The 23,621-nt window shown below is 70.7% G+C and carries 21 protein-coding genes and 2 pseudogenes; 16 read left to right on the top strand and 7 right to left on the bottom strand.

Annotated features, from left to right (window positions below):
- Positions 1-33: 33 nt before the first annotated feature.
- The 3 genes from FHX80_RS12225 to FHX80_RS12215 all read left to right on the top strand — a co-directional run bounded on the left by FHX80_RS12225 (position 34) and on the right by FHX80_RS12215 (position 4,470).
- Complete coding sequence (locus FHX80_RS12225) at positions 34-945, top strand: NADP-dependent oxidoreductase (RefSeq protein ID WP_145764231.1); 912 nt, start codon at positions 34-36, stop codon at positions 943-945.
- 107 nt (positions 946-1,052) lie between these two features.
- Positions 1,053-2,231: a DUF2786 domain-containing protein gene (locus FHX80_RS12220; protein ID WP_145764230.1), complete on the top strand. Its 1,179-nt coding sequence runs from the start codon at positions 1,053-1,055 to the stop codon at positions 2,229-2,231.
- A gap of 94 nt (positions 2,232-2,325) precedes the next feature.
- On the top strand, positions 2,326-4,470 hold the full coding sequence (locus FHX80_RS12215) for an FUSC family protein (RefSeq protein WP_145764229.1): 2,145 nt from the start codon (positions 2,326-2,328) through the stop codon (positions 4,468-4,470).
- Positions 4,471-4,524: 54 nt separating this feature from the next.
- Here the strand turns inward: FHX80_RS12215 and FHX80_RS12210 are convergent, their stop codons facing one another.
- A complete protein-coding gene (locus tag FHX80_RS12210; protein ID WP_145764228.1) occupies positions 4,525-5,022 on the bottom strand; it encodes a hypothetical protein in 498 nt (165 codons plus the stop codon).
- A gap of 249 nt (positions 5,023-5,271) precedes the next feature.
- Between FHX80_RS12210 and FHX80_RS12200 the strand changes: the two genes are divergently transcribed.
- Positions 5,272-5,514 (top strand): DUF397 domain-containing protein, encoded by a 243-nt coding sequence (locus FHX80_RS12200; protein WP_145764226.1) that lies wholly within the window; start codon positions 5,272-5,274, stop codon positions 5,512-5,514.
- A 100-nt stretch (positions 5,515-5,614) separates the two neighbouring features.
- Here FHX80_RS12200 and FHX80_RS12195 read toward each other — a convergent pair whose 3' ends face one another.
- A complete protein-coding gene (locus tag FHX80_RS12195; protein WP_145764225.1) occupies positions 5,615-6,112 on the bottom strand; it encodes an ATP-binding protein in 498 nt (165 codons plus the stop codon).
- Positions 6,113-6,445: 333 nt separating this feature from the next.
- Between FHX80_RS12195 and FHX80_RS12190 the strand changes: the two genes are divergently transcribed.
- From FHX80_RS12190 to FHX80_RS12175, 4 genes and pseudogenes are all read left to right on the top strand, one after another.
- Complete coding sequence (locus FHX80_RS12190) at positions 6,446-7,327, top strand: helix-turn-helix domain-containing protein (protein ID WP_145767242.1); 882 nt, start codon at positions 6,446-6,448, stop codon at positions 7,325-7,327.
- A 54-nt stretch (positions 7,328-7,381) separates the two neighbouring features.
- On the top strand, positions 7,382-8,839 hold the full coding sequence (locus tag FHX80_RS12185) for an aldehyde dehydrogenase family protein (RefSeq protein ID WP_145764224.1): 1,458 nt from the start codon (positions 7,382-7,384) through the stop codon (positions 8,837-8,839).
- Between the two features lie 49 nt (positions 8,840-8,888).
- Positions 8,889-9,530 (top strand): PadR family transcriptional regulator, encoded by a 642-nt coding sequence (locus FHX80_RS12180; protein ID WP_145764223.1) that lies wholly within the window; start codon positions 8,889-8,891, stop codon positions 9,528-9,530.
- 17 nt (positions 9,531-9,547) lie between these two features.
- Positions 9,548-9,748 (top strand): annotated as a pseudogene (locus tag FHX80_RS12175) (ABC transporter permease); the annotation flags it as partial.
- Positions 9,749-9,773: 25 nt separating this feature from the next.
- Here the strand turns inward: FHX80_RS12175 and gad are convergent.
- Both gad and FHX80_RS12165 read right to left on the bottom strand, forming a co-directional pair.
- The gene (gene gad, locus FHX80_RS12170) at positions 9,774-11,195 is read right to left on the bottom strand and encodes a glutamate decarboxylase (RefSeq protein ID WP_145764222.1); all 1,422 of its coding nucleotides are present in this window, start codon (positions 11,193-11,195) and stop codon (positions 9,774-9,776) included.
- 124 nt (positions 11,196-11,319) lie between these two features.
- Positions 11,320-12,594, bottom strand: coding sequence for an ion channel protein (locus FHX80_RS12165; RefSeq protein ID WP_145764221.1), 1,275 nt, complete (start codon positions 12,592-12,594; stop codon positions 11,320-11,322).
- A gap of 134 nt (positions 12,595-12,728) precedes the next feature.
- Here FHX80_RS12165 and FHX80_RS12160 point away from each other — a divergent pair.
- Positions 12,729-12,827, top strand: a pseudogene (locus tag FHX80_RS12160) (MerR family DNA-binding transcriptional regulator); the annotation flags it as partial.
- Positions 12,801-12,929, top strand: a complete 129-nt coding sequence (locus FHX80_RS36980; protein WP_483025191.1) for a TipAS antibiotic-recognition domain-containing protein — start codon at positions 12,801-12,803, stop codon at positions 12,927-12,929. The pseudogene FHX80_RS12160 and the gene FHX80_RS36980, both read left to right, overlap by 27 nt.
- 103 nt (positions 12,930-13,032) lie before the next feature.
- Here the strand turns inward: FHX80_RS36980 and FHX80_RS12155 are convergent, their stop codons facing one another.
- The gene (locus FHX80_RS12155; RefSeq protein WP_145764220.1) at positions 13,033-13,398 is read right to left on the bottom strand and encodes a YbjQ family protein; all 366 of its coding nucleotides are present in this window, start codon (positions 13,396-13,398) and stop codon (positions 13,033-13,035) included.
- A 148-nt stretch (positions 13,399-13,546) separates the two neighbouring features.
- On the opposite strand from FHX80_RS12155, the gene FHX80_RS12150 reads away from it, so the two are divergent.
- Positions 13,547-14,245: a DedA family protein gene (locus FHX80_RS12150; RefSeq protein ID WP_145764219.1), complete on the top strand. Its 699-nt coding sequence runs from the start codon at positions 13,547-13,549 to the stop codon at positions 14,243-14,245.
- A gap of 57 nt (positions 14,246-14,302) precedes the next feature.
- Here FHX80_RS12150 and FHX80_RS12145 read toward each other — a convergent pair whose 3' ends face one another.
- A complete protein-coding gene (locus FHX80_RS12145; protein WP_145764218.1) occupies positions 14,303-16,024 on the bottom strand; it encodes a threonine/serine exporter family protein in 1,722 nt (573 codons plus the stop codon).
- 164 nt (positions 16,025-16,188) lie between these two features.
- Entirely contained in the window at positions 16,189-16,683 is a 495-nt protein-coding gene (locus FHX80_RS12135; RefSeq protein ID WP_123525235.1) for an inorganic diphosphatase, read from the bottom strand.
- An 86-nt stretch (positions 16,684-16,769) separates the two neighbouring features.
- Here FHX80_RS12135 and dacB point away from each other — a divergent pair, with 86 nt between their 5' ends.
- The 5 genes from dacB to ftsH all read left to right on the top strand — a co-directional run bounded on the left by dacB (position 16,770) and on the right by ftsH (position 23,617).
- Entirely contained in the window at positions 16,770-18,266 is a 1,497-nt protein-coding gene (gene dacB / locus FHX80_RS12130; RefSeq protein ID WP_145764217.1) for a D-alanyl-D-alanine carboxypeptidase/D-alanyl-D-alanine endopeptidase, read from the top strand.
- 49 nt (positions 18,267-18,315) lie between these two features.
- Positions 18,316-19,449 (top strand): zinc-dependent metalloprotease, encoded by a 1,134-nt coding sequence (locus FHX80_RS12125; protein ID WP_145764216.1) that lies wholly within the window; start codon positions 18,316-18,318, stop codon positions 19,447-19,449.
- 201 nt (positions 19,450-19,650) lie between these two features.
- The gene (gene tilS / locus FHX80_RS12120; RefSeq protein ID WP_145764215.1) at positions 19,651-20,754 is read left to right on the top strand and encodes a tRNA lysidine(34) synthetase TilS; all 1,104 of its coding nucleotides are present in this window, start codon (positions 19,651-19,653) and stop codon (positions 20,752-20,754) included.
- A gap of 98 nt (positions 20,755-20,852) precedes the next feature.
- Entirely contained in the window at positions 20,853-21,392 is a 540-nt protein-coding gene (hpt, locus tag FHX80_RS12115) for a hypoxanthine phosphoribosyltransferase (protein WP_145767241.1), read from the top strand.
- A gap of 197 nt (positions 21,393-21,589) precedes the next feature.
- Positions 21,590-23,617 carry an ATP-dependent zinc metalloprotease FtsH gene (ftsH, locus tag FHX80_RS12110; protein ID WP_145764214.1) on the top strand — a complete coding sequence of 676 codons (2,028 nt, stop codon included), beginning with the start codon at positions 21,590-21,592 and terminating at the stop codon, positions 23,615-23,617.
- Positions 23,618-23,621: the final 4 nt, after the last annotated feature.

Below are 23,621 nucleotides of genomic sequence, written 5' to 3'. Positions count from 1 at the left end.
GGCCCGGAGCGGCCACCGAAGGGGACAGTCACGATGGAAGCGATCGTTTTCGAGGAGTTCGGCGGGCCCGAGGTCCTGCACCCCGCCCGGGTCGAGGACCCGCACCCCGGTCCGGGGCAGGTACGGGTGAAGGTCATGGCCGCCGGCGTGAACCCGATCGACTACAAGATCCGTCACGGCTGGATGGAGGAGGCCTTCCCCACCTCGCTCCCGGCGATCCCGGGCGTCGAGTTCGCCGGGGTGGTCGACCGGACCGGGGAAGGGGTCACCGGTGTCGCGGTGGGCGACGAGGTGCTGGGCTGGAGCGCCACCGGGTCCTACGCCGAGTACGCCCTGGCCGACGCCACGCTCGTCGCGCCCAAGCCGGCGGAGCTGAGCTGGCAGGACGCGGCGGCGCTGACCATCGCGGCGAACACCGCCCAGCGCGTCCTGGACGAGCTCGCCGTGGCCGAGGGCGAGACGCTGCTGCTGCACGGGGCGGCCGGAGCCGTCGGCTCGGCCGCGGTTCAGCTGGCGGTGGCCCGGGGCGCGACCGTGATCGGTACGGCGTCCGCGGCCAACCACGACTATCTGCGGGTGATCGGCGCGACCCCGGTGGAGTACGGGGACGGGCTGGTCGGCCGGGTGCGCGATGCCGCTCCCCAGGGTGTGGACGCGGTCTTCGACGCGGCGGGGCGCGGTGCGCTGCCGGACTCCATCGAGCTGCGTGGCGGCACCACCGACCGGATCGTCACCATCGCCGACCCGGACGCGGCCACGTACGGTGTCGCCTTCTCCGGGGGCGGCTCCCGGTCCGGGGAGCAGCTGGCCGAGCACGCCCGGCTGGCGGCCGACGGCGAGCTGCGGGTGCAGGTCGAGCAGGCCCTGCCGCTCGTCGACGCGGCCGACGCGCAGCGGCGGAGTGAGGCGGGGCACGTACGGGGGAAGCTCGTCCTCCTTCCGTAACGCGTGGCGTACGACGCGTCACCGTGTGGCGTCGGGGTCGCCCGAAGGTTCGATATCCACAGGCTGTGGATGAAACTCACCGACCCTGCCACGCCTACCCTGACCTCATGGAACCGGTGATCGACCAGGCATTCGCGGCCGCCCTCTACTCGGACGGCGACGCCGGTCTCGACACCGGCGCCTCCCTCGCCGCCGCCGACCCGGCGAGCGACGCCGAGCTGCTGCGGCGCGGCGAGGAGTTCGTCCGGCGCGCCTGGGAACGCGGCTGGCTGCCCGCCGACCTCGTACGGGTCGTCCGTCGCGAACTCGACGAGCACGCCGCCGGTCTGGCCGCCGGACTGATCGCCTCGGAGGTGCGACGCTACGAGCGGCTGCCGCCCCGCTGGCAGTCCCAGCTGGACGAGCTGCCCCCGGCGCCGCCGGCCAACCGGCCCGACCGGTTCTCGTACGCCTCCGCGGTCCTTGGGCTCTACCGGCTGCTCCTGCGGCTGCCCGCCATCGAACCCGTCGGGCCCCCGCCCGGCGCGCCGCGCGACGGGCTGCGGCTTCCGCCCGCGCACGACGAACCCCGCATGCTGACCCGCATCCGGGCCCTGCTGGCCAAGGCGGAGGCGACCGGGTTCCCCGAGGAGGCGGAGGCGCTCACCACCAAGGCGCAGGAGCTGATGGCCCGGCACAGCATCGACGAGGCGCTGCTCGCCGCCCGTACGCACAGCAGCCGCGCCCCGGGCGCCCGTCGGATCGGGGTGGACGCCCCGTACGAGACGGCCAAGGCGATCCTGCTCGACGCCGTCGCCTCCGCGAACCGCTGCCGGGCCGTGTGGAACAGCGATCTCGGCTTCTCCACGGTCGTCGGCTTCGCATCGGACCTGGAGGCCGTGGAGCTGCTCCACACCTCGCTGCTGGTGCAGGGCACGGTGGCGATGACCCGGGCCGAGGCGGGCCAGCGGGCCGGCGGGCGCAAACGGACCAAGACCTTCCGGCAGTCCTTCCTGATGGCGTACGCCCAGCGGCTGGGCCGCCGACTGGCCGACGGCACCGCCCGCGCCACCGCGGAGGCCGACGCCGAGGGCGCCGCGGCCGGCCCGTCCGGCGCGGCGGACCCCGGGCTGCTGCCGGTGCTGGCCGCCCGCGACATGGCGGTCACGGACGCCGCCGAGCGGATGTTCCCGCGGACCACGACCACCCGGGTGCGGGGCGCCACCGACCCGGACGGCTGGACCCATGGGACGGCCGCCGCCGACCGGGCCAGGATGGGCGCGGACGCACCGGAGATCTCCGGCTGAGGCCGGTGGGCGGGCCGGTCCGGTGACGGGGACGCCATGGCGTCGAACCCGACAAGTCGGGCATAGCGGCAAGTGATCCGGTTAGGCTCTGGGCATGAGCTGGCTCCGGGCGCTGAAGGAGACCGCCCGCTCGGGGCTGGTGATCGAGCGGCGGCGCCTCGAACCGCTGATCGCCATCCGAGGCGCGGCCGGTCTGGCCCTGGTGATCGGCGTGAGCCTGGCCCTCTTCGGGCCCGTGGTCGCGGCCAGCTCCGCGTTCGGCGCGTTCCAGGCGGCCATCGCCACCTTCCAGCGCAGCTGGCGGCCGCGGCCGGTGCTCGCCCTGGTCTCCGGTGCGAGCCTCGCCGTGTCCACGTTCCTCGGCTATGTCACCGGCTCCCGGCTGCCGCTCTTCATGCTCCTGCTGGTGCTCTGGACCTTCATCGCCGGGCTGGCCTGGGCGGCGGGCCCGACGGGCGGCATCATCGCCGCGTCCAACGTCGCGATCATGCTGGTGACGATCACCCTGCCCACCTCCGTCGCCCAGGCGGCCCTGCACGCGATGATGATCGCCTTCGGCGGGGTGGTCCAGGCGGCGCTGATCGTGCTGTTCCCGGTCCGCAGATGGGGTGCGCAGCGCGACGCCCTGGCCGACGCGCTGGCCGCCGAGGCGGACTACGCCCGCAGGCTGCGCCACGACCCGGTCGCCCACTTCGACCCGGTGCCGCTGATGGAGGCCCGCGACGCGGCCGCCGTCACCCCGCGCCAGGCCCGCCGCCGCCCGGCCGAACTGCGCGGCTCACGCGGGGTCGCCGAGCGGATCAGACCGGTGCTCGCCTCACTCGCGGACCCGGCCATGGGCGTACCGGCCGAGGGCCCGGAGCGCGACCGGGTCCGCGAACTGCTCGCCGCCGCCGGATCGCTGCTCGACGCGGCGGCGAGGGCGATCCGGCACGGCGACCCGGTGCGGCTCCCCGAGCGCGCCGTCGCCGCGCTGAAGACCCCCGACACCGGGGCGCTGCTCACCGGTCCGCCGCTCCGCGCCGCCGACCGGCTGGCCGCCCTGCTCTCCGACGTCATCGAGGCGGCCGAGGGCGACGGCACCAAGGAGGAACGGGCCGACGCCGAGGAGACCGCCGACGCCATCACGGCGGGCCGGGGCCGGCCGTCGACCGGGCGCCACCGGCGTCCCACCCTGCTGCGGCTGGTCCCGGTCGTGCTCAAGTCGATGCGCGGCGAACTGCACCAGGGCTCCCCGATCCTGCGGCACGCCATCCGGATCTCCGTCGTCGCCGCCGTCGGCTACCTCCTCGGCAGCCTGCTGCCGTACGGCCACGGCTACTGGGCACCGATGACGGCCGTCATGGTGATGCGGCCCGAGTTCTCCCAGACGTACTCACGCGCCGTGGCCCGCTTCGGCGGCACCATCGTCGGGGTCTTCCTCGCCACCGCCCTCGTCCAGACCGCCCACCCGGGCGTGGAGCTGTCCGCCGCGTTCGCCGTGGTCTGCGCCCTGCTGATGTACCTGCTGATGCGCACCGGCTACTGGGTCGGGCAGGCCTGCGTCGCCGCGTACGTCGTCTTCCTGCTCGGCATGGCGGGCGACGACTGGTCGCAGACCGTGCTGGAACGGGTCGTCCTCACCCTCGCCGGCGGGCTCCTCGCGATGATCTCGTACGCCGTCTACCCGGCGTGGGAGACCCCGCGGCTGCGCAACCGGCTCGGCGACTGGCTGAAGGCGGGCGGCCGTTACGCCGCCTCGGTCATCGACCAGTACGCCGATCCGGCCGACCGCGGTCACGACGACGTCCGCAGCGCGCTGCTCGGCACCCGTGCGACCCGCGTCGCCTGGCAGGAGGCGGTGGCCAACGCCCAGCACGAACCGGTACGCCACCGCGGTCTCTCGCGCGCCGCCGCGGACGACACCCAGCACGCCCTCTCCCAGTTGGGCCGGGTCGCGATGCTGTTGGAGGCGCACCTCCCGGAGGGCGGCGCCGCCCCCGTACCGGAGGCCGGCCCGCTGGCCGAGGCGCTGCGCCGGGCCACCGAGCGGGGTGCGAAGGCGGTACGGGAGCGGCGGGTGCCGGACTGGGGCCCGGTGCGGGAGGCGTTGAAGGGGTGGGACGAGGCGGAGCGGCAGCGCGGAGGAGGGCCGGATCCGGTCGTACGGAACGGGGCCGGCCTGCTGCTCGAAGCCCTGGAGGAGTTCTCCCGGGGCCTGGACAGCGGCTCGCGGCTCGGTGCGTCCGACGACGACTGAGGCCGGCGGCCGCTGCCTCCGGCCGTCGGTCAACGGCCCTGCCCTTCAGAGCTGTTACGAGGTGGGCAGGCCCGGCAGGTCTTCGAGCGAGGCGGCGTCGGTCTTGCCGAGGGTGTCCTTCGTCCCGTCGGTCCATGAGACGACGACGGTCTTGCCGTCGTTGGACTCGACGGCTCCCGCGGTCCGGCCGGTGTCGCCGTCGGCGCACTTGAGCACCAGCGTCACCTTGTCCGCGCCCTCGGCGCTGCCCGTGCAGACATGGGAGTCGGCCACCACGACGGCCTTCCCGGATGCGACGGACAGCACCACGGCCCTGCCGTCGGTCTTCCCGGCCCAGGCACCCTCCAGCGCCTTGAGCCCGTCGGTGGAGCCGCCGTCCTCGCCGCCCGTCGCGGAGCCGGAGTCGTCGCTGCCGCCGGGTGCCGGGGTCGCGGTGGAGCCGGAACCCTGGCCCGTGTCCCCCTTGTCGCTGTCGCTGCCGCACCCGGTGAGCGCGAACGCGGTCAGCAGGCCGGTGGCGACAACTGCACCGGTACGTACGAACTCGCGCATGTGGAATTCCCCCTGGATGACGAAAGACCCTCCAAGTTACCAGTGAGTCGCAACGGGGTTGGGGAAGTCGGCCCGGGGAATCCGGAGCCGAACAGGTCCGTCGCCCGTCTCTTCCACGAGAAGCTGTAATCAAAGGAACACCGCGCGTGCACGTGCATCTGCTCATGCATCCGCTCATGCATGGGAAATTGAACACAGCTATGATCCGAGGCAGTTGACACTTGCACCTTGCAACTCGGGGAGCGTCCTGTGCACCACGTGTACAACGGCATGGCGGCCACAGAGCTTCGCGGAGTCGCCTGGCAGAAGAGCAGGTACAGCAACTCCCAGGGATCCTGCGTGGAGTTCGCGAAACTGCCCGACGGGGATGTGGCGATGCGGAATTCGCGCCACCCCGACGGGCCGGCGCTGGTCTATACGCCGGCCGAGATAGAGGCGCTGCTGCTCGGCGTCAAGGACGGGGAGTTCGACCACCTCATAGCGGAGGGCTGACCGCCGTCCGGCCGTACGGCACCGTGCTCAGTGTCGCGCGCGGGGTCGTCCGCCCCGCCGACGGTCCGCGCCGCAGGCGGTTCGCGCCGCAGGCGGTCCGTCAAGCCGGGTCGGACAGCCGGAAGAGCGCCCAGACGACCTTCCCGCGCAGCCCCGCGCCGGAGGTGCTCTCCGCACTCAGTGTGGGGGAGTGGTGCCAGCCCCAGCAGTCACTGAACGACTCCACCAGGAAGAGTCCGCGGCCCGACTCCGCGCAGTCGGCGGCCTCGGAGGCCACCGGGCTCGCCTGGCTCGGGTCGCGCACCGCGCACACCAGCCGCGAGGTCCAGCGCATCAGGTGCAGCCGCACGGGCGGGTCCTGGGGTTCGCGCGGGACATCGGCGGGCAGGGCATGCCGCAGGGCGTTGGTGACCAGTTCGGAGACGACCAGTGCGACATCGTCGAACCGCTCGTTCAGATCCCAGCTGGTGAGCGTCGAACGGGTGAACTGCCGCGCCCCGCCCACCGCTTCGTAACGAGCGGGCAGTGTGCAGGTGGCCGACCCGGAGACGCCAGAGGGATCGATGGGGGGAAGCCCCTGCCTTAACGGCTCGAGCATCGTCGATCCATTCGTCCCCATGCGAGGCACTCCCGGGATTCGCGGCTGTCTCGGTACTACGGGTACTCGGGTACAGCGGCACAACACGAACGAGCACGCAGGTGCGCGACGCCCATGGTTCCGAATGCGCCGGGCAGATGCAAGGGCAGATGCACGTGCACGCGCCTGAACTGCCCAACCCCGTGACGGTTCTTGCTCATTTCTTCCTGTGTGGATTTTCGGAGGCTTGGGCAAGTCTTCCCGTTTCCGTAATCGAATGAGTACGGGCTGAAGCGTTTTGATGGCAGAATCCGGCTCTTGGGGTTCAGGGGGAGCCCCGGTGTCCGGGAAGCGATGGGGAGGGCTGGACCAGTGGCGGCAGGCGAATCGAGTGGATCCGTGGTGCGGCGCATCCTGCTGGGCTCACAGCTCAGACGGCTGCGTGACTCGCGTGGTATCACCCGTGAGGCGGCCGGCTACTCCATCCGGGCTTCCGAATCGAAGATCAGCCGCATGGAGTTGGGACGGGTGAGCTTCAAGGCCAGGGACGTCGAGGACCTGCTCACGCTCTACGGCGTCACGGACGAGGTGGAGCGCGACTCCCTGCTCGGCCTGGCCCGCGAGGCCAACGTGGCGGGCTGGTGGCACAGTTTCGGCGATGTGCTGCCGGGCTGGTTCCAGACATACATCGGTCTGGAGGGGGCTGCCTCGCTCATCCGGATCTACGAAGTCCAGTTCGTTCACGGCCTGTTGCAGACCGAGGGCTACGCCCATGCGGTCGTCTCCCGGGGAATGCGCGGCGCCCCCGCGGCCGAGATCGACCGCCGGGTCGCGCTGCGGCTGGAGCGGCAGAAGGCCCTCGTCGCCGAGCGGGCCCCCAGCTTCCACGCGGTGCTGGACGAGGCGGCGTTGCGCCGGCCGTACGGCGGGCGCGAGGTGATGCGCGAACAATTGCGGCATCTGATCGAAATGTCGGAACAGCCGAACGTCACTCTCCAGGTGATGCCCTTCAGTTTTGGCGGGCACGCGGGGGAGAGCGGCTCCTTTACGATGCTGCGATTCCCGGAATCCGACCTGTCGGACATTGTCTATTTGGAGCAGCTGACAAGTGCGCTCTATCTGGACAAGGCCGAAGAAGTCGCCCAGTACGAAAAGGCGATGGTGCGGCTCCACAAGGACAGTCCTGGGCCCGAGGAGAGTCGCGATCTGCTTCGCGGACTTCTCCAACTCTCCTGATATTTCAGTACGATGACACCTCAACAGGAGTCTGCACCTGCAGTAAGGGATCGCATGTCCTTCTTCCACGAGCTGGCCGACCAGTACATCGACGGTGAATGGCGCACCGGCACCGGCTCGTGGGACATCATTGATATCAATCCCTACAACGGGGAAAAGCTCGCCGCGATCACCGTCGCCACCGCAGACGAGGTCGACCGCGCCTACCGTGCGGCCGAGCGCGCGCAGCGGGCCTGGGCCGCCACGAGTCCGTACGAGCGCGGCCGGGTCATGGAACGGGCGCTGCGCATCACCGAGGACCTGGCCGACGAGATCGTCGAAGCCGCCATCGACGAACTGGGCGGCACCCGGTCCAAGGCACGGTACGAGCTGCGCGCCGCCCAGGAGTTCCTGCGCGAGGCCGCCCATCAGGCGTTGCACTCCGGGGGCCGGATCCTGGCGTCCCCGGCGGACGGCAAGGAGAACCGCCTCTACCGGCTGCCCGTCGGGGTCGTCGGCGTCATCAGCGCCTTCAACTTCCCCTTCCTGGTGACGATGAAGTCGGTCGCGCCGGCCCTGGCGCTCGGCAACGCGGTCGTCGTCAAGCCGAACCAGCACGCCCCGGTGGTCGGCGGCGGGCTGGTCGCCAAGATCTTCCAGGACGCGGGACTGCCGGCCGGACTGCTCAACATCCTGGTCACCGACATAGCCGAGATAGGTGACGCGTTCATAGCGCACCCCGTCCCCAGGGTGATCTCCTTCGCCGGATCGGACCGGGTCGGCCGCCATGTCGGCGCGACGGCGGGCGCGCTCTTCAAGCGCACCATTCTCGAACTCAGCGGTAACAGCGCCCTGGTGGTGCTCGACGACGCGGACATCGACTACGCGGTCGACGCGGCGGTCTTCAGCCGCTTCGTCTACCAGGGGCAGGTCTGCATGGCCGCCAACCGGATTCTGGTGGACCGGGCCGTCGCGCCGGAGTTCGCCGAGAAGTTCACCGCACGGGTGGCGGCGCTCCGGACCGGCGACCCGCGTGACCCGGAGACCCAGATCGGTCCCGTCATCAACACCTTCCAGGCGGACGCGCTGACCGCCCTGGTCGACCAGGCGATCGCCGAGGGGGCCACGGCGCCGGTCCGGGGCCGCACCCGGGGCAATCTCGTCGAGCCCACCGTGCTCACCGGACTCCCGGACGACTCCCCGCTGCTCTCCCAGGAGATCTTCGGCCCGGTGGCGCTGCTGGCCACGTTCGACGGAGAGGAGGAGGCCGTACGGATGACCAACGACAGCCCGTACGGGCTCAGCGGCGCCGTGTTCACCGCGGACTCCGAGCGCGGGGTGCGGTTCGCCCGGCGGATTCGCAGCGGGATGTTCCACGTCAACGACGCCACCGTCCAGGACGACCCGCTGGTCGCCTTCGGCGGCGAGAAGAAGTCCGGCTCGGGCCGGCTGAACGGCGAGGCGACGGTGGAGGCCTTCACCACCCAGAGGTGGATATCGATCCAGCACGGCCGGAGCGTTTTCCCGCTCTGAGTCACGCACCGCTACTCTCATCAAAGTTGAGTAGAAAGGGTGGGTGGGCATGTCCGCGATCCGGCTGCTGGTCCTCTGCGCCGTGCGGCAGCACGGCCGGGCGCACGGCTATCAGATCCGCAACGACCTGGAGTACTGGGGTGCCCACGAGTGGTCCAGCGCCAAGCCGGGGTCGATCTACCACGCACTGAAGCAGATGGCGAAGCAGGGCGTACTGCTCGCCCATGAGGTCGCCCCGAGCACGGCCGGCGGCCCGCCGCGTACCGAGTACGAGATCACCGAACGGGGTGACGCGGAGTACTTCACGCTGTTGCGCGCGGCGCTGACCTCGTACGACCAGAAGCTGGACGTGCTGTCGGCGGGCCTGGGCGGCATCGTCGACCTGGAGCGGTCCGAGGCGGTGTCCCTGCTCAAGGAGCGGGTGGCGGGTCTGGGCAGATGGCGGGCGTCGGTCACCGAGTACTACACGCCCGAGGCGGGCCCCGAGTCGATCGGCCACATCGGCGAGATCATGAACATGTGGGTGCACTCGGCGGACGCCGGTGCCGAATGGACGCGTGGGCTGATCGCCCGTATCGAGGGCGGGGCGTACACCTTCGCGGGTGAGGGCGATCCGTTCGTCGGCGTGCTCGCCGAGGGCGAGGAGAACCCGTACGCGACCGGTGTCGCCGATCCCGGGGATGCCCACTAATCAAGTTTGACGAATGCGGTCTGCTGGACGCGGCCGTCGAGTGGAACCCGATGTCGGCGACGGCCACGGCGGTGCACGGACTCTTCGGCAACCCGGGCGGCGGCGGGGACTCCTGGGCCGCCGCCCATGTCGAACTCCTTGCGGTGCTGGGGCGGTTGGAGCTGCTCGCGGTGTTCCTCCCGTCGGCGGTACGGCGGTTCGCGCGGCTGAGCCACTGAGGGGCCGCCCGACTGCCGGTCGGTCTCAGTGGTGGAACGCCGTGGCCGCGCCGTGGTCCCGGCTCGACGGGTGCTCCTGGGCGCGCAGTTCGGGCAGCATCAGCCGCAGGTCCTCCAGCAGCAGCTCCGCGAGGTCCGAGGAGAAGCCGTTGCGGCACACGACCCGCAGCACCGACAGATCCTGCCGGTTCGCGGGGAAGGTGTACGCCGGCACCAGCCAGCCGCGCTCGCGCAGCCGCCGCGACACGTCGAAGACGTCGTACGCCGTCACCTCCGGCGCGGTCGTCAGCGCGAACACGGGGAGCTGGTTCCCCCGGGTGAGGAGCCGGAAGTCGCCCAGGTCCTCGATCTGTTCGGCCAGTCCGCCGGCCACGTCCCGGGACGCCTGCTGCACGGCCCGGTAGCCCTCCCGGCCCAGCCGCAGGAAGGTGTAGTACTGCGCCACCACCTGCGCGCCGGGCCGGGAGAAGTTCAGCGCGAAGGTCGGCATGTCGCCGCCCAGGTAGTTGACCCGGAAGACCAGCTCCTCGGGCAGCTCGGCGGGCGAGCGCCACAGTGCCCAGCCGACACCCGGGTAGACCAGCCCGTACTTGTGCCCCGAGGTGTTGATCGAGGCGACCCGGGGGAGCCGGAAGTCCCAGACCAGGTCCTCGTCCAGGAACGGCGCCACCATCGCCCCGGACGCCCCGTCCACATGGACGGGGACGTCGAGGCCGGTGCGCTCCTGGAGGGCGTCGAGGGCGGCGCAGAGATCCGCGATGGGCTCGTACGAACCGTCGAAGGTCGAGCCGAGGATGCCGATCACGCCGATGGTGTTCTCGTCGCAGAGGTCGGCCGCGGCCTGTGGGTCGATATGGAAGCGGTCGCCCTCCATCGGGACCAGGCGGGGCTCGACCTCCCAGAAGTTGCAGAACTTGTCCCAGCAGACCTGCACGTTCACGCCCATGACCAGATTGGGCCGGGCGGTCGCCGGGTAGCGGTCGGCGTTCCGGCCGGCCCAGCGGCGTTTGAGCGCGAGTCCGGCCAGCATGCAGGCCTCGCTGGAGCCGGTCGTCGAACAGCCCACGGCCTTCGAGGGGTCGGGCGCGTTCCAGAGGTCGGCGAGCATCGCCACGCAGCGCCGTTCCAGCTCGGCGGTGCGCGGGTACTCGTCCTTGTCGATCATGTTCTTGTCGGCACACTCGGCCATCAGCACCCCGGCCTGAGGCTCCATCCAGGTGGTGACGAAGGTGGCGAGGTTGAGCCGTGAGTTGCCGTCGAGCATCAGCTCGTCGTGGACCAGGCGGTACGCGGTGGCGGGCGGCAGCGCCCGGTCCGGCAGCTGGTGCCGGGGTGGCGCGGACTCCATCCCCGCTGTCGGATCGGCCTCTCCGAAGAACGGGTTGAGGGCCAGCCTGCGCTGCTTTGCGGACGGTTCGCTGCGGGATGAGCCCTTGTGGAGTGGCATCGCCGACCTGCCCTTCTCGGTTTCTGGCCGCGAGGCCGTACGAAGACGGATGAACCAGACGATACGGACACCGTGTGCGACCGGCGCGTCGGACGAACCCGGTAGCGGCGCCACCCGCCCGGGTTCACCGCAGCGGCGTACCGTCCTCGTGCAGTTGCATCTGCGGCCGCCCCGTCACCAGCAGCCAGGCCGGCAGTGAGGCGACGCAGAGCAGCGGGAGCAGCGCCGTGTCGGATGCCAGCACCGCGGCCGTGAACAGGCTGAGCCAGCCCTGCCGGGTGATGGCCAGCAGCACCCCGAGCACCCCGCACGTCACCGCGAGCGCCACCGGCACCCCGCCGACCAGGGCGTGGGCGCACAGGCCGAGGGCGGCGCCGGCGAACACGGCCGGGAAGATCCGCCCGCCCCGGAAGCCGCAGGTCGCCGCGATCAGCAGGGCCGCGGTCTTCACCACGGCCATGACCGCGAACTGACCGGCCGACCAGCCGTCCGGATCGGCGGCCAGCTCCTTCACCTCGTCCAGCCCCTTGAACAGGGTGAGATGCCCGCCCAGGGCGCCGAGCAGGCCGAGCAGCAGTCCGCCCAGGGTCAGCGCCAGGACCGGATGCCGCAGGGCGCGGAAGGCACGGTGCACGTAGGGGAAGGCGTACACCGCCGCCAGCCCCAGCACCGCCCCGGCGGAGGCGATCACGGTCGCGGAGAGCAGGTCGCCCCAGTGCGCGCGGGTGTAGTCGGGCAGCGACAGGTCGAAGCTGGGGTGGGCGAGCAGCGCCATGGTGAGCGACCCCGCGGCCCCCGCCGCCAGCGGGCCGAAGAGCCGGTCCCAGAGCGCACCCGGTCCGGGGCGTGAGGCCAGCGTCTCGGAGAGGATCAGTGCGGCGGCGACCGGTGTGCCGAACAGTGCGCCGATGGTGCCCGCGGCGGCGAGCGAGACCCACAGTTCGGCCGGGGCGCCCGGTGCGAACCGGCGGCCCGCCCAGTAGGCCAGCGCGATGTTGGCCGCGGTGATCGGGTTCTCCGGGCCCAGGCTGACCCCGCCCGCCAGCGCCAGGACCGTCACCGCCAGCAGCCCCGGCACCACGCCGGGCGGCAGTGGCGGATCGACCAGGCCCGTGGTCGCCGGATCGGGGCCGGCCCGTCCGGGCACCACCCGGATGACCAGACCGGCCGCCAGCCCGATCGCGGTGAGCATCACGATCATCCACAGCGAGGAGAACCCGCCGATCGACAGCGCGTCGGGCAGTCTCTTCCAGAGCACGTCCTGCAGCCCTTCGGCGAGCAGGCTGATGCCGAGCAGGACGAGGGCCGAGACCACTCCGACGGCCAGAGCGGGTACGAGGAGCGGCAGCAGCCGGCGCGCGGGGGACGGTTCGGCGGAGACAGCGGAGTCGGTGGCCATCGGCTCACCATAGTCAGGCAAAAGCCTTATAACCCTTCAAAAGGGTGATGTTCGGCGGATTTTCGGGGTTGCACCTCACGTCGCGTCAGGGCCCATGCTCGGACGCGTACCCACACGGAAGGGGACGCGGAGTCATGGAGCACTCCGTGGGACAGGTCGCCGGATTCGCCGGGGTCACGGTGCGCACCCTGCACCACTACGACGGCATCGGGCTGCTCTCGCCCAGCGGGCGCGTCGCCGACCCGCGGTTCAAGGCGTTCTACGAGTCGGTGCGAGCGGGTCTGGCCGAGCACCTGCGCGACGCGATCAACGCCAACGCGGAGCGCCAGGAGTAGCCGGGGCGCGCGCTTACGGGGTGGGGCGTGCGCCGATCCCCGTAACGGGGGGTACGCCCCACCTCCGGGTTCGGGGGCGTGCGCCCCGTCCCCGTGGCCGCGTTCAGAGTTTGCTGATCACCGCGGCCGTTCCGTACGCACAGACCTCCGTGCCCACGTCGGCCGCCTCGGTCACGTCGAAGCGCATCATCAGCACCGCGTTGGCGCCCCGTGCCTTCGCCTGCTCGACCAGCCGCTCCATCGCCTGGTTGCGGGTCTCGACGAGCGTCTTGGTCAGCCCCTTCAGCTCGCCGCCGATCATGGACTTCAGGCCGGCGCCGATCTGGCTGCCCAGATGCCGGGAGCGCACCGTCAGGCCGAACACCTCACCGATGACCTGGGTCACCTGGTGGCCGGGTACGTCATTGGTGGTGACGACCAGTACATCGGCCTGTGCCTTCTGGCCGCCGCCGTAATCCTCAATGCCCATGGTGTGGCACCTCCTGGGATCGAGTTTTGCCCCGCTTTGCCCCTCGTGCATCTCCACGGGGGCCAGTGGAACCCGGAGGCGCTCCGCTGCGTTGATAGCTTTGGGCGGCCACGCAGCCGCCATCTACCACATCCTGGAGCCCGGACCCTTGAATACGCTTGCGCTCGGACCGAGCTGGCTGGACCCGGACCATCTCATCGGCCAGTTCGGGCTGATCGGTGTACTGGTCATCGTCTTTGCCGAGTCCGGGCTGCTGATCGGGTTCTTCCTGCCCGGTGACTCCCTGCTGTTCACCACCGGCCTGCTGGTGACGACGGGCAAGCTGCACACCCCGTTGTGGCTGGTCTGCGTCCTTGTCGCGCTGGCCGCGGTCATCGGCGACCAGGTGGGCTATCTCTTCGGCCGCAAGGTCGGCCCGTCGCTCTTCAACCGCCCGGACTCCCGCCTCTTCAAGCAGGAGAACGTCGAGAAGGCCCACGATTTCTTCGAGAAGTACGGCCCGAAGTCGCTGATCCTGGCCCGCTTCGTGCCCGTCGTGCGGACGTTCACGCCGATCATCGCCGGTGTGAGCCGGATGAACTACCGCTCGTTCATCACGTTCAACATCATCGGCGGGGTCCTCTGGGGCGTCGGTGTGACGCTCCTGGGCGCGGTCCTGGGCAAGATCGAGTTCGTGCACCAGAACATCGAGGCGATGCTCATCCTGATCGTGCTGATCTCGGTCGTGCCGATCGGCATCGAGTTCCTGCGCGCCCGCAGCAAGTCGAAGAAGGAAGCGGCGGCAGGGGGCGACGAGGGCCAGGACCCGGCCGCCGGAGGCCGCCGAGGCCGTCACGCCAAGCGCTGACGCCCTTCCCGGGCCCGTCCTTCCCCGGCCCGTGTTGCCGGGATCCTGCTCAAGACGTCAGAAGCCGCGCGTCCGTTTGGCCGCGCGGCGGTTCGCACCGGCGACCGCACCCGGCACCCGCATGAACAGCCGGGAGATCTCGCTTCCCAGATTCACCCCGATGGCGATGGCCCCGGCCGTCGCCACCGCGGTCGACAGCGAGGCGAGCCCCCGGTCCAGCTGGTCCTGCGCGATACCCAGCAGACCGAAGTACGTGGCGGAACCCGGCAGCAGCGGGCCGATCGCGGCCGTGATGAACGGCAGCGACGAGGTGTACCGGTAGCGCGAGAACAACTGCCCGAACAGTCCCACCAGGCCGGCCGCCACCGCCGTGGCCGCCACCGGCGAGATGCCACCGGGCCGGGTCATCGCCCCGAAGATCACCCAGGCCACACCGCCGTTGAGGGTCACCGCCAGCACCGTGGACCGCTCCTGCTGGAGCAGGATCGCGAAGGCCAGGCTCAGCACCATCGACGCCAGGATCTGGATCACCGGCCGGTCGTGCGAGATGAGCCGGGCCTCCGGGTTCAGCTGGGCCCCCAGCTGGAGGCCCCCGTACAGCACCAGCAGCACACCGGTGACGATGCCGATGAAGAAGTACAAGACTTCGAGGAGCCGCGCGGCCGCGGTGATGTAGTAGCCGGTCAGGCCGTCCTGCACCCCCGCCACCAGGGCCCTCCCCGGCAGCAGGGCGAACAGCCCACCGGTGATGACCGCCGACGGCCGGACGTCGGACCAGTGGGTGAGGGTGAGCGCCACGCCCATCGCGGCGGGCGGCATCGCCGCCGCGACGAACTGGTAGAACTCCGGAAGCCCCCGCCCGGCGCACAGCCAGGCCAGCCGGTCCCCGAGCATCGCGCCGATCGCCGCCACCACGAACACCAGGGCGCCACCGCCCACCAGCACCGATGCCGCACCGGCCAGGGCGCCGGCGGACAGTGTGAGCACCCAACCGGGGTACGGATGCCTGTTCCGCCGGATCTCCGCGAGGCGCCGGTAGGACTCCTCCAGGGAGACCTCGCCCTCCTCGGTGGTGATGTCGTCGACGAGCCGGAAGACCGCGGCCAGCCGGGTGTAGTCGGTGCCGCGACGGCGTACGGTACGGCTCGCCGTCACCGGGTCGTCGACCAGCGAGGGCTGGTGCGAGATCGACAGCAGCGTGAAGGTGACCGTCGGCTCGCAGCGGTCGAGACCGTAGCTGCGGGTCACGGCGAACATCGCCGCCTCGACGTCCTCCGCGCCCTCACCACCGGCCAGCAGCAGCTCCCCGATACGCAGCGTCAGGTCGAGCACGCGCGGCACCGCGGGACCCGCGTCGTCGGGCTTCTGGACCGGCTCCGGCGCCGGGCGCTCGGCGACCGGCATCCGCAGCATCGTGCGCATCCGGTCCTGCCAGGGGGCTTCCTTGGTCAGCCGGATCATCGGGATGCCGTGCGCGGGCGTGAAGGCGGGCGGGGAGTTCTGGGCGCTGTAGGTGCGCGGCGGGGCGAAGGCCGAACCGATGGTGTCCGACCCCGATCCCGAGGCCGTTGCGGAACCGGAAGCGGAACCCGCCCCCGAGCCGGATCCCGAACCCTGCGGCTCAGGCGTCAGACCGGACGGAAGAGCGAATTCCGACGTCGGGTGCTCATCCTCGGGCGGCGGCGTCGGCCTACCCACGCCGGAGGGCTGGGAGAAGGCGCTGCGCGCCTCGTCGGACTGGGGCTTCTGGTCCTCTGGACCGCCCTGCTCCGCCACCACTGACCTCACTCAATCTCGGCTGCGCGTCTTCGGTAGCGCTCCTGCCCAGTATCGCCGCGGAGATGGGTACCCACGCGAAACGGGCGGCACACCGGTGAAGGTGTACCGCCCGTCGCCTGCTCGGAGTCGTAAACGGAACCGAAGACGGAACCGCGAACGGAACGTCAGTGCGCGCCGCCCTGCGCCTCGAGGCGCTTGTACGAGTTCTCGATCTCGGCCTCGGCCTCGACACGGCCGACCCAGTCGGCGCCCTCGACGGACTTGCCGGGCTCCAGGTCCTTGTAGACCTCGAAGAAGTGCTGGATCTCCAGGCGGTCGAACTCCGACACGTGGTGGATGTCGCGCAGGTGCTCCACCCGGGGGTCGGAGGCCGGCACGCACAGCAGCTTGTCGTCGCCCCCGGCCTCGTCCGTCATCCGGAACATGCCGATGGCGCGGCACTTGATGAGGCAGCCGGGGAAGGTCGGCTCCTCCAGGATGACCAGCGCGTCCAGCGGGTCGCCGTCCTCGCCGAGGGTGTTCTCGACGAAACCGTAGTCCGCCGGGTAGCTGGTCGAGGTGAAGAGCCGACGGTCCAGACGGATCCGACCGGTCTCGTGGTCCACCTCGTACTTGTTCCGCGAACCCTTCGGAATCTCGATAACGACGTCGAACTCCACGGGTGGCTCCTCCATGATCAACACATACGACTGATGGTTAAGTGTCCCTCACGGAGATGCGTGCTCGCGAAAGGGGCTGGTCAACGGTGGCCGAGCCGGTGAAAAGACCGTCGATCAAACCGTTCGGCAAGCTGATCAGGGCGACCCTCACGGACCACCTGGACCTGCGGAACGGGTTGAGCAACTGGCAGTTCACGGCCGTCTCCGCCGCCCTCGGCCTGGCGCTCGCAGCCGGCGCCGTCCTCGCCGCCGGTCCCTGGGACTCGGGTCAGCGTAAGGCCGAGCTGGACTGGGCAGCCGCCCGGGCCCGTACGGGTGGCGCACATCACGACCCCGCCGCGCCCGACGGACCGGCCCCCGCACCCAGCGCCCCGGCCGTTCTCGCGGCGCTGGGCACCGCCGCCGACCGGTCCGCGCCGGATGCCCCGGACGGCGCGGCGGCCGAACTCCGCGCCGTACTGGGCCCGCTGCTGAAGGACCCCGCGCTCGGCACCCGGCCCAGCGCCGTCGTCATCGACACCGCCACCGGCAAGCGGCTGTACGGCAAGGGGGCCGACACCCCCATGACACCGGCCTCCACGGTCAAGATCGCCACCACGGTCGCGGCCCTGACCGCGCTCGGCCCCGACCACCGCATCCCCACGACCGTCCGGGCCTCCGCGGACTCCCGCACCGTGACCCTGGTCGGCGGCGGCGACCCCACCCTCGACCGGGCGGCCCTGCGCTCCCTGGCCGCCGACACCGCACGCGCCCTGAAGGACAGCGGAGTCCACCGGATCCACCTCCGGTACGACGCCTCCGGCTACTCCGGGCCCGCGCTCCACCCGATCGGCCCCAACGAGAACATCGCCCCGGTGAGCGCCCTGATGGTCAACGAGGGGCGCCTCGACGACACCACCAGCGGACCCGCCCCACGCAGCGGCGACCCGGCCAGGGCGGCCGCCGACGCCTTCGGCGAACTGCTCGGCAAGGCCGGGATCACCACCGGGTCCGGACCCGCGTCCGGCCGGGCGGCCGCGAAGTCCAGGGCCGTCGCCAAGCACCTCTCCGCCCCGCTGTCCGGTCTCGTCGAGCGGGCGCTGACCAACAGCGACAACGACATCGCCGAGGCGCTGGCCCGGCAGACCGCACTGGTCGCGGGCCGCCCGGCGGACTTCAACGGCGGCCGACAGGCCGTCACCGCACAGCTCAGCAAGCTGAAACTGCCGCTGAAGGGCGCGAACTTCGCCGACGGCAGCGGACTGAACCGCCAGGACAAGGTCACCGCCGCCCTGCTCGCCGGTCTCCTCGCCCGCACGGCCGATCCGGACCACCCCGAACTGCGCCCCGTCCTCAGCGGACTCCCGGTGGCCGGCTTCAGCGGCACGCTGAGCGGCCGCTACACGACGAAGTCCGGCGGCACCGGCCTGATCCGCGCCAAGACGGGCACCCTCACCGGCGTCAACACCCTCTCCGGCACGGTCGTCGACGCACACGGCAGACTCCTCGCGTTCGCCTTCCTGGCGTCGGGCACCACCGACCCGTCCGCGGCCCAGTCCGCCCTCGACTCGCTCGCCACCGCACTGGCGGCCGGCAAGCGATAGCCCGGTCAACACCTCACCGCATCAAGGGCCGAGCACGTACGGTTGACGCATGACGAGCATCGGTGGTGCGGGGATGGTCGACTGGAATCTCGCGGTTGCGACCGCGACCCGACTTGTACGGCCGGGGCCGGAGATCAGCCGCGAGGAGGCCCGCGAGGTCGTCGCGGAGCTGCGCAGGCATGCCAAGGCCGCGGAGGAGCACGTCCGCGGCTTCACCCGGATGATCCCGGAGGGGACCGAGCCGGAGGACACCCCGGTCCTGGTCGTCGACCGGGCCGGCTGGATCAAGGCGAACGTGGCGGGCTTCCGCGAGCTGCTGCGCCCCCTCCTGGAGAAGATGGAGGAACGGCGCGGCGGCAGCGCGGGCGGCGCCGTGCTCGGCGCCGTCGGTTCCAAGGTGACCGGCGTGGAGGTGGGGATGCTGCTGTCGTTCCTGGCCTCCAGGGTCCTCGGCCAGTACGAGACGTTCGCCCCCGCCACCCGTGAGCTCCCCGCCTCGGCCGACGGCGGCGGCAGGCTCCTGCTGGTCGCGCCGAACATCGTCCACGTCGAGCGGGAACTGGAGGTCGACCCGCACGACTTCCGCCTCTGGGTCGCCCTCCACGAGGAGACCCACCGCACCCAGTTCACCGCGGTGCCCTGGCTCCGCGACCATCTGCAGGGCGAGATCCAGTCATTCCTCGACGAGACCGACGTCGACCCGGTGACGGTGCTGGAACGGCTCCGCGAGGCCGCCCAGTCACTGGCCGGCGGCCGGCCCGAGGGCGAGGAGGGCGAGGACGGCGGGCGCAGCCTCGTCGAGGTCGTGCAGACCCCCGCCCAGCGCGAGATCCTCGCCAGGCTCACCGCGGTGATGTCCCTGCTGGAGGGGCACGCGGACTACGTGATGGACGGCGTCGGCCCCGAGGTGGTGTCCTCCGTCGGCGAGATCCGGGAGAAGTTCCAGCAGCGCAGGGCGCGCGGCGCGAGCCGGCTCGACCAGGCACTGCGCAAACTCCTGGGGCTCGACGCCAAGCTGCGCCAGTACCGGGACGGCGAACGGTTCGTGCGCGTCGTGGTCGACGAGGTCGGCATGGACGGCTTCAACCGGGTCTGGACCTCGCCCAACACCCTCCCGACGAAGGCGGAGATCGCCAAGCCGGAGGACTGGATCGCGAGGGTGCACCGTAGGGCCGAGTCATGATCACGGCGCGAACAGGGGCTCGCAGCCACGGACGAACGCGCCGGTAATCACCCATCCGAGGGACCGTAGGGGCATGGGAAGGCGTGCAATGCTCAATGAACGGCATTGCTCTGTCACCATCGACGCACTCTGAGTGACGGCACTCTTTCCTGTCCCGGCACTCCGACGCACCTCTCCGAAACTTCACGAAGGGCACCGGACATGGGTCCCCATCCTGCGGTCGCGGCGATACGCCTGGCGGTCCGCCGCGTACTCCACGACGTCATCGCCGACTTCGCCGATCAGACCGAACGCACCACGCACGCCGAACGCACCACGCACGCCGGACGCGCCCCGCACCCCGAGCTCGCCGGAACCGGCGGGCGGCGCGCCACCCTCCCCGAACGCCCCAATACCCCCCTGGTGCTGGTGGCATGCTCCGGCGGGGCCGATTCCATGGCGCTCGCCTCGGCCCTCGCCTTCGAGGCCCGCAAACTCGCCGTCCGGGCCGGCGGCATCACCGTCGACCACGGCCTCCAGGACGGCTCCGGGGCACGCGCCGCCGAGGTCGCCGACCGCCTCACCGCCATGGACCTCGACCCGGTCGAGGCCGTCGCGGTGCGGGTCGGCCACGACGGCGGGCCCGAGGCCGCCGCCCGCGACGCCCGCTACGCCGCACTGGACGCGGCGGCCGAACGCCACGGCGCCGCCGCCGTCCTGCTCGGCCACACCCGCGACGACCAGGCGGAGACGGTGCTGCTGGGCCTCGCCCGCGGCTCCGGCATCCGCTCCCTCTCCGGCATGGCCGCCGCGTCCGGCCCGGCCGGCCGCTACCGCCGCCCCTTCCTCCAACTCGACCGGCAGACCGCCCGCAAGGCCTGTCTGGTCCAGTCCCTGCCCGTCTGGGACGACCCGCACAACATCGACCCCGCCTACACCCGCTCCCGGCTGCGCCACGAGGGCCTGCCCGCCCTGGAGAAGGCGCTGGGCAAGGGAGTCGTCGAGGCCCTGGCCCGTACGGCCCAGCTCTCCCGCGACGACGCCGACGCCCTGGACACCTGGGCCGCCGAGGCCGACCGTGACGTACGCGACGACGCGGGCCGGCTGGAGTGCGCCAAGCTCTACGCGCTGCCGTCCGCCGTCCGCCGCCGGGTACTGCGCCGGGCGGCCATAGAAGCGGGCTCACCGGCCGGTTCGCTCTTCGCCCGGCACATCGAGCAGGTCGACCGTCTCATCACCGGCTGGCGCGGCCAGCAGGCCATCAACCTGCCCGGCCGCGTCGAAGCCCTGCGCCAGGGTGGCAGACTGGTGATTCGGCAGAGCTGACGCACAAGCGGCTGACATGCAGGCGAGCGGCCGCGCAGGTCCGGGTCACCACCCGGACCCGGCAGGCAAAGAAAGAGACGCGGGTGAACGAGAAGGACATGGGTACCGACCTTCAGTCGGTGCTCCTCACCAAGGAAGAGATCGACGCGAAGCTCGTCGAGCTGGCCGCGAAGATCGACGCGGAGTACGCGGGCAAGGACCTGCTCCTCGTGGGTGTCCTCAAGGGCGCGGTGATGGTCATGGCGGACCTGGCACGCGCCCTGTCCACCCCCGTCACCATGGACTGGATGGCGGTCTCCTCGTACGGCGCGGGCACCCAGTCCTCCGGTGTCGTCCGGATCCTCAAGGACCTCGACACCGACATCAAGGGCAAGCACGTCCTGATCGTCGAGGACATCATCGACTCGGGTCTGACCCTGTCCTGGCTGATGTCGAACCTGGGCTCGCGCGAGCCCGCCTCGCTGGAGATCTGCACCCTGCTGCGCAAGCCGGACGCGGCGAAGGTCGCGCTCGACTGCAAGTGGGTCGGCTTCGACATCCCCAGCGAGTTCGTCGTCGGCTATGGGCTGGACTACGCGGAGAAGTACCGCAACCTCCCCTTCGTCGGCACCCTCGCCCCGCACGTCTACGGCGGCTGACCGCGGTGCGGCGCAACCCGCGCCGTCTGCGGGGAACCCTCACCGATTTCCCGCCGTTGAGCCTTCGAAGGCGGGTTTGACAGACGTCCTCGGCGGTCCTCGGTGACAATGCTGGGGTACCGTCCGAAGAACAGTCTTTACTCACACGCAGCATTTACCTACGGGCAGGAGGGACGGGGCGACTTCGCTCCGTATGGATGGACGTGAAGCGATACTTCCGTGGGCCGGTCATGTGGATCGTGCTGGCCGTCCTCGCCGTGGTCGTGTTGATGCAGGTCGTCGGCTCGTCCGGCGGCTACAAGACGGTGGACACCGGCAAGGTGATCCAGGCGATCAGTAAGAACCAGGTGGAGCAGGCCAAGCTCACCACCGGTGACGATCAAATCCTCAAGATTGAGCTGAAGCCCGGCCAGAAACTCTCCGGCGAGTCCGGCAGCAAGTTCCAGGCGAGCTACATCGGCAACCAGGGCGTCGAGCTGGCCGACACGCTGCAGAAGAAGTTCGAGAGCGGTGACATCGAGAAGGGTTACACCGTCTCGCCGTCGAAGCAGTCCCCGTTCGTCTCGATCCTCTTCTCGCTGCTGCCCTTCGTGCTCATCGTGGTTGTCTTCCTGTTTCTGATGAACCAGATGCAGGGTGGCGGCTCCAAGGTCATGCAGTTCGGCAAGTCCAAGGCCAAGCTGATCACCAAGGACACCCCGAAGACGACGTTCGCCGATGTGGCGGGCTCGGACGAGGCGGTCGAGGAGCTCTACGAGATCAAGGAGTTCCTCCAGGAGCCGGCGAAGTTCCAGGCCGTCGGCGCCAAGATCCCCAAGGGTGTCCTGCTGTACGGGCCTCCCGGCACGGGCAAGACGCTGCTCGCACGCGCCGTCGCCGGCGAAGCGGGCGTCCCGTTCTACTCGATCTCCGGTTCCGACTTCGTCGAGATGTTCGTCGGTGTCGGTGCCTCCCGAGTGCGTGACCTCTTCGAGCAGGCCAAGGCGAACGCTCCGGCGATCGTCTTCGTCGACGAGATCGACGCCGTCGGCCGGCACCGCGGTGCCGGTATGGGCGGCGGTCACGACGAGCGCGAGCAGACGCTGAACCAGCTGCTCGTCGAGATGGACGGCTTCGACGTGAAGGGCGGCGTGATCCTGATCGCCGCCACGAACCGGCCGGACATCCTCGACCCGGCGCTGCTGCGTCCGGGCCGCTTCGACCGGCAGATCGCCGTCGACCGGCCGGACATGATCGGCCGGCTGGAGATCCTCAAGGTCCACCAGAAGGGCAAGCCGGTCGCACCGGACGTCGATCTCGGCGCCGTTGCCCGTCGTACGCCCGGTTTCACCGGTGCCGACCTGTCGAACGTGCTGAACGAAGCGGCGCTCCTCACGGCGCGCGGCAATCTGAAGCTGATCGACAACAACATGCTCGACGAGGCCATCGACCGCGTCGTGGCGGGCCCGCAGAAGCGGACCCGGATCATGTCCGAGAAGGAAAAGAAGATCACCGCGTACCACGAGGGCGGACACGCCCTGGTCGCGGCGGCCTCACCCCAGTCGGACCCGGTCCACAAGATCACGATCCTCTCCCGCGGCCGCGCCCTCGGTTACACGATGGTGCTCCCGGAGGAGGACAAGTACTCCACGACGCGCAACGAGATGCTCGACCAGCTGGCTTACATGCTGGGCGGGCGCGCGGCCGAGGAGCTGGTCTTCCACGACCCGACCACCGGCGCTGCGAACGACATCGAGAAGGCCACCGCAACGGCCCGCGCGATGGTCACGCAGTACGGCATGACGGAGCGGCTCGGCGCGATCAAGTTCGGTGGCGACAACACCGAACCGTTCGTGGGCCGCGAGATGGGTCATCAGCGCGACTACTCGGAAGAGGTCGCCGCGCTGGTCGACGAAGAGGTCAAGAAGCTCATCGAGACCGCGCACAACGACGCGTGGGAGATCCTGGTCGAGAACCGAGACGTTCTGGACGCACTGGTTCTCCAGCTCCTTGAGAAGGAGACCCTCGGCAAGGCGGAGATCGCCGAGATCTTCGCTCCGATCGTCAGGCGCCCGGCCCGTCCGGCATGGACCGGCTCCGCCCGGCGCACGCCGTCCACCCGGCCTCCGGTGCTCTCCCCGAAGGAGCTCGCCCTCACCAACGGCGCCACCACGGCGAACGGTTCCTCCGCCGCGGACGTTGTCCCGGCCACGGAGTCGATCCCCGAGGAGCGTCCCGAGAGCTAGAAAC

Origin of the sequence: Streptomyces brevispora (assembly GCF_007829885.1) — a bacterium.
In the GTDB taxonomy this organism is placed as follows: domain Bacteria; phylum Actinomycetota; class Actinomycetes; order Streptomycetales; family Streptomycetaceae; genus Streptomyces; species Streptomyces brevispora.
The sequence above is the reverse complement of the archived record's forward strand: the minus strand, read 5'-3'. Positions and strand labels throughout refer to the sequence as shown.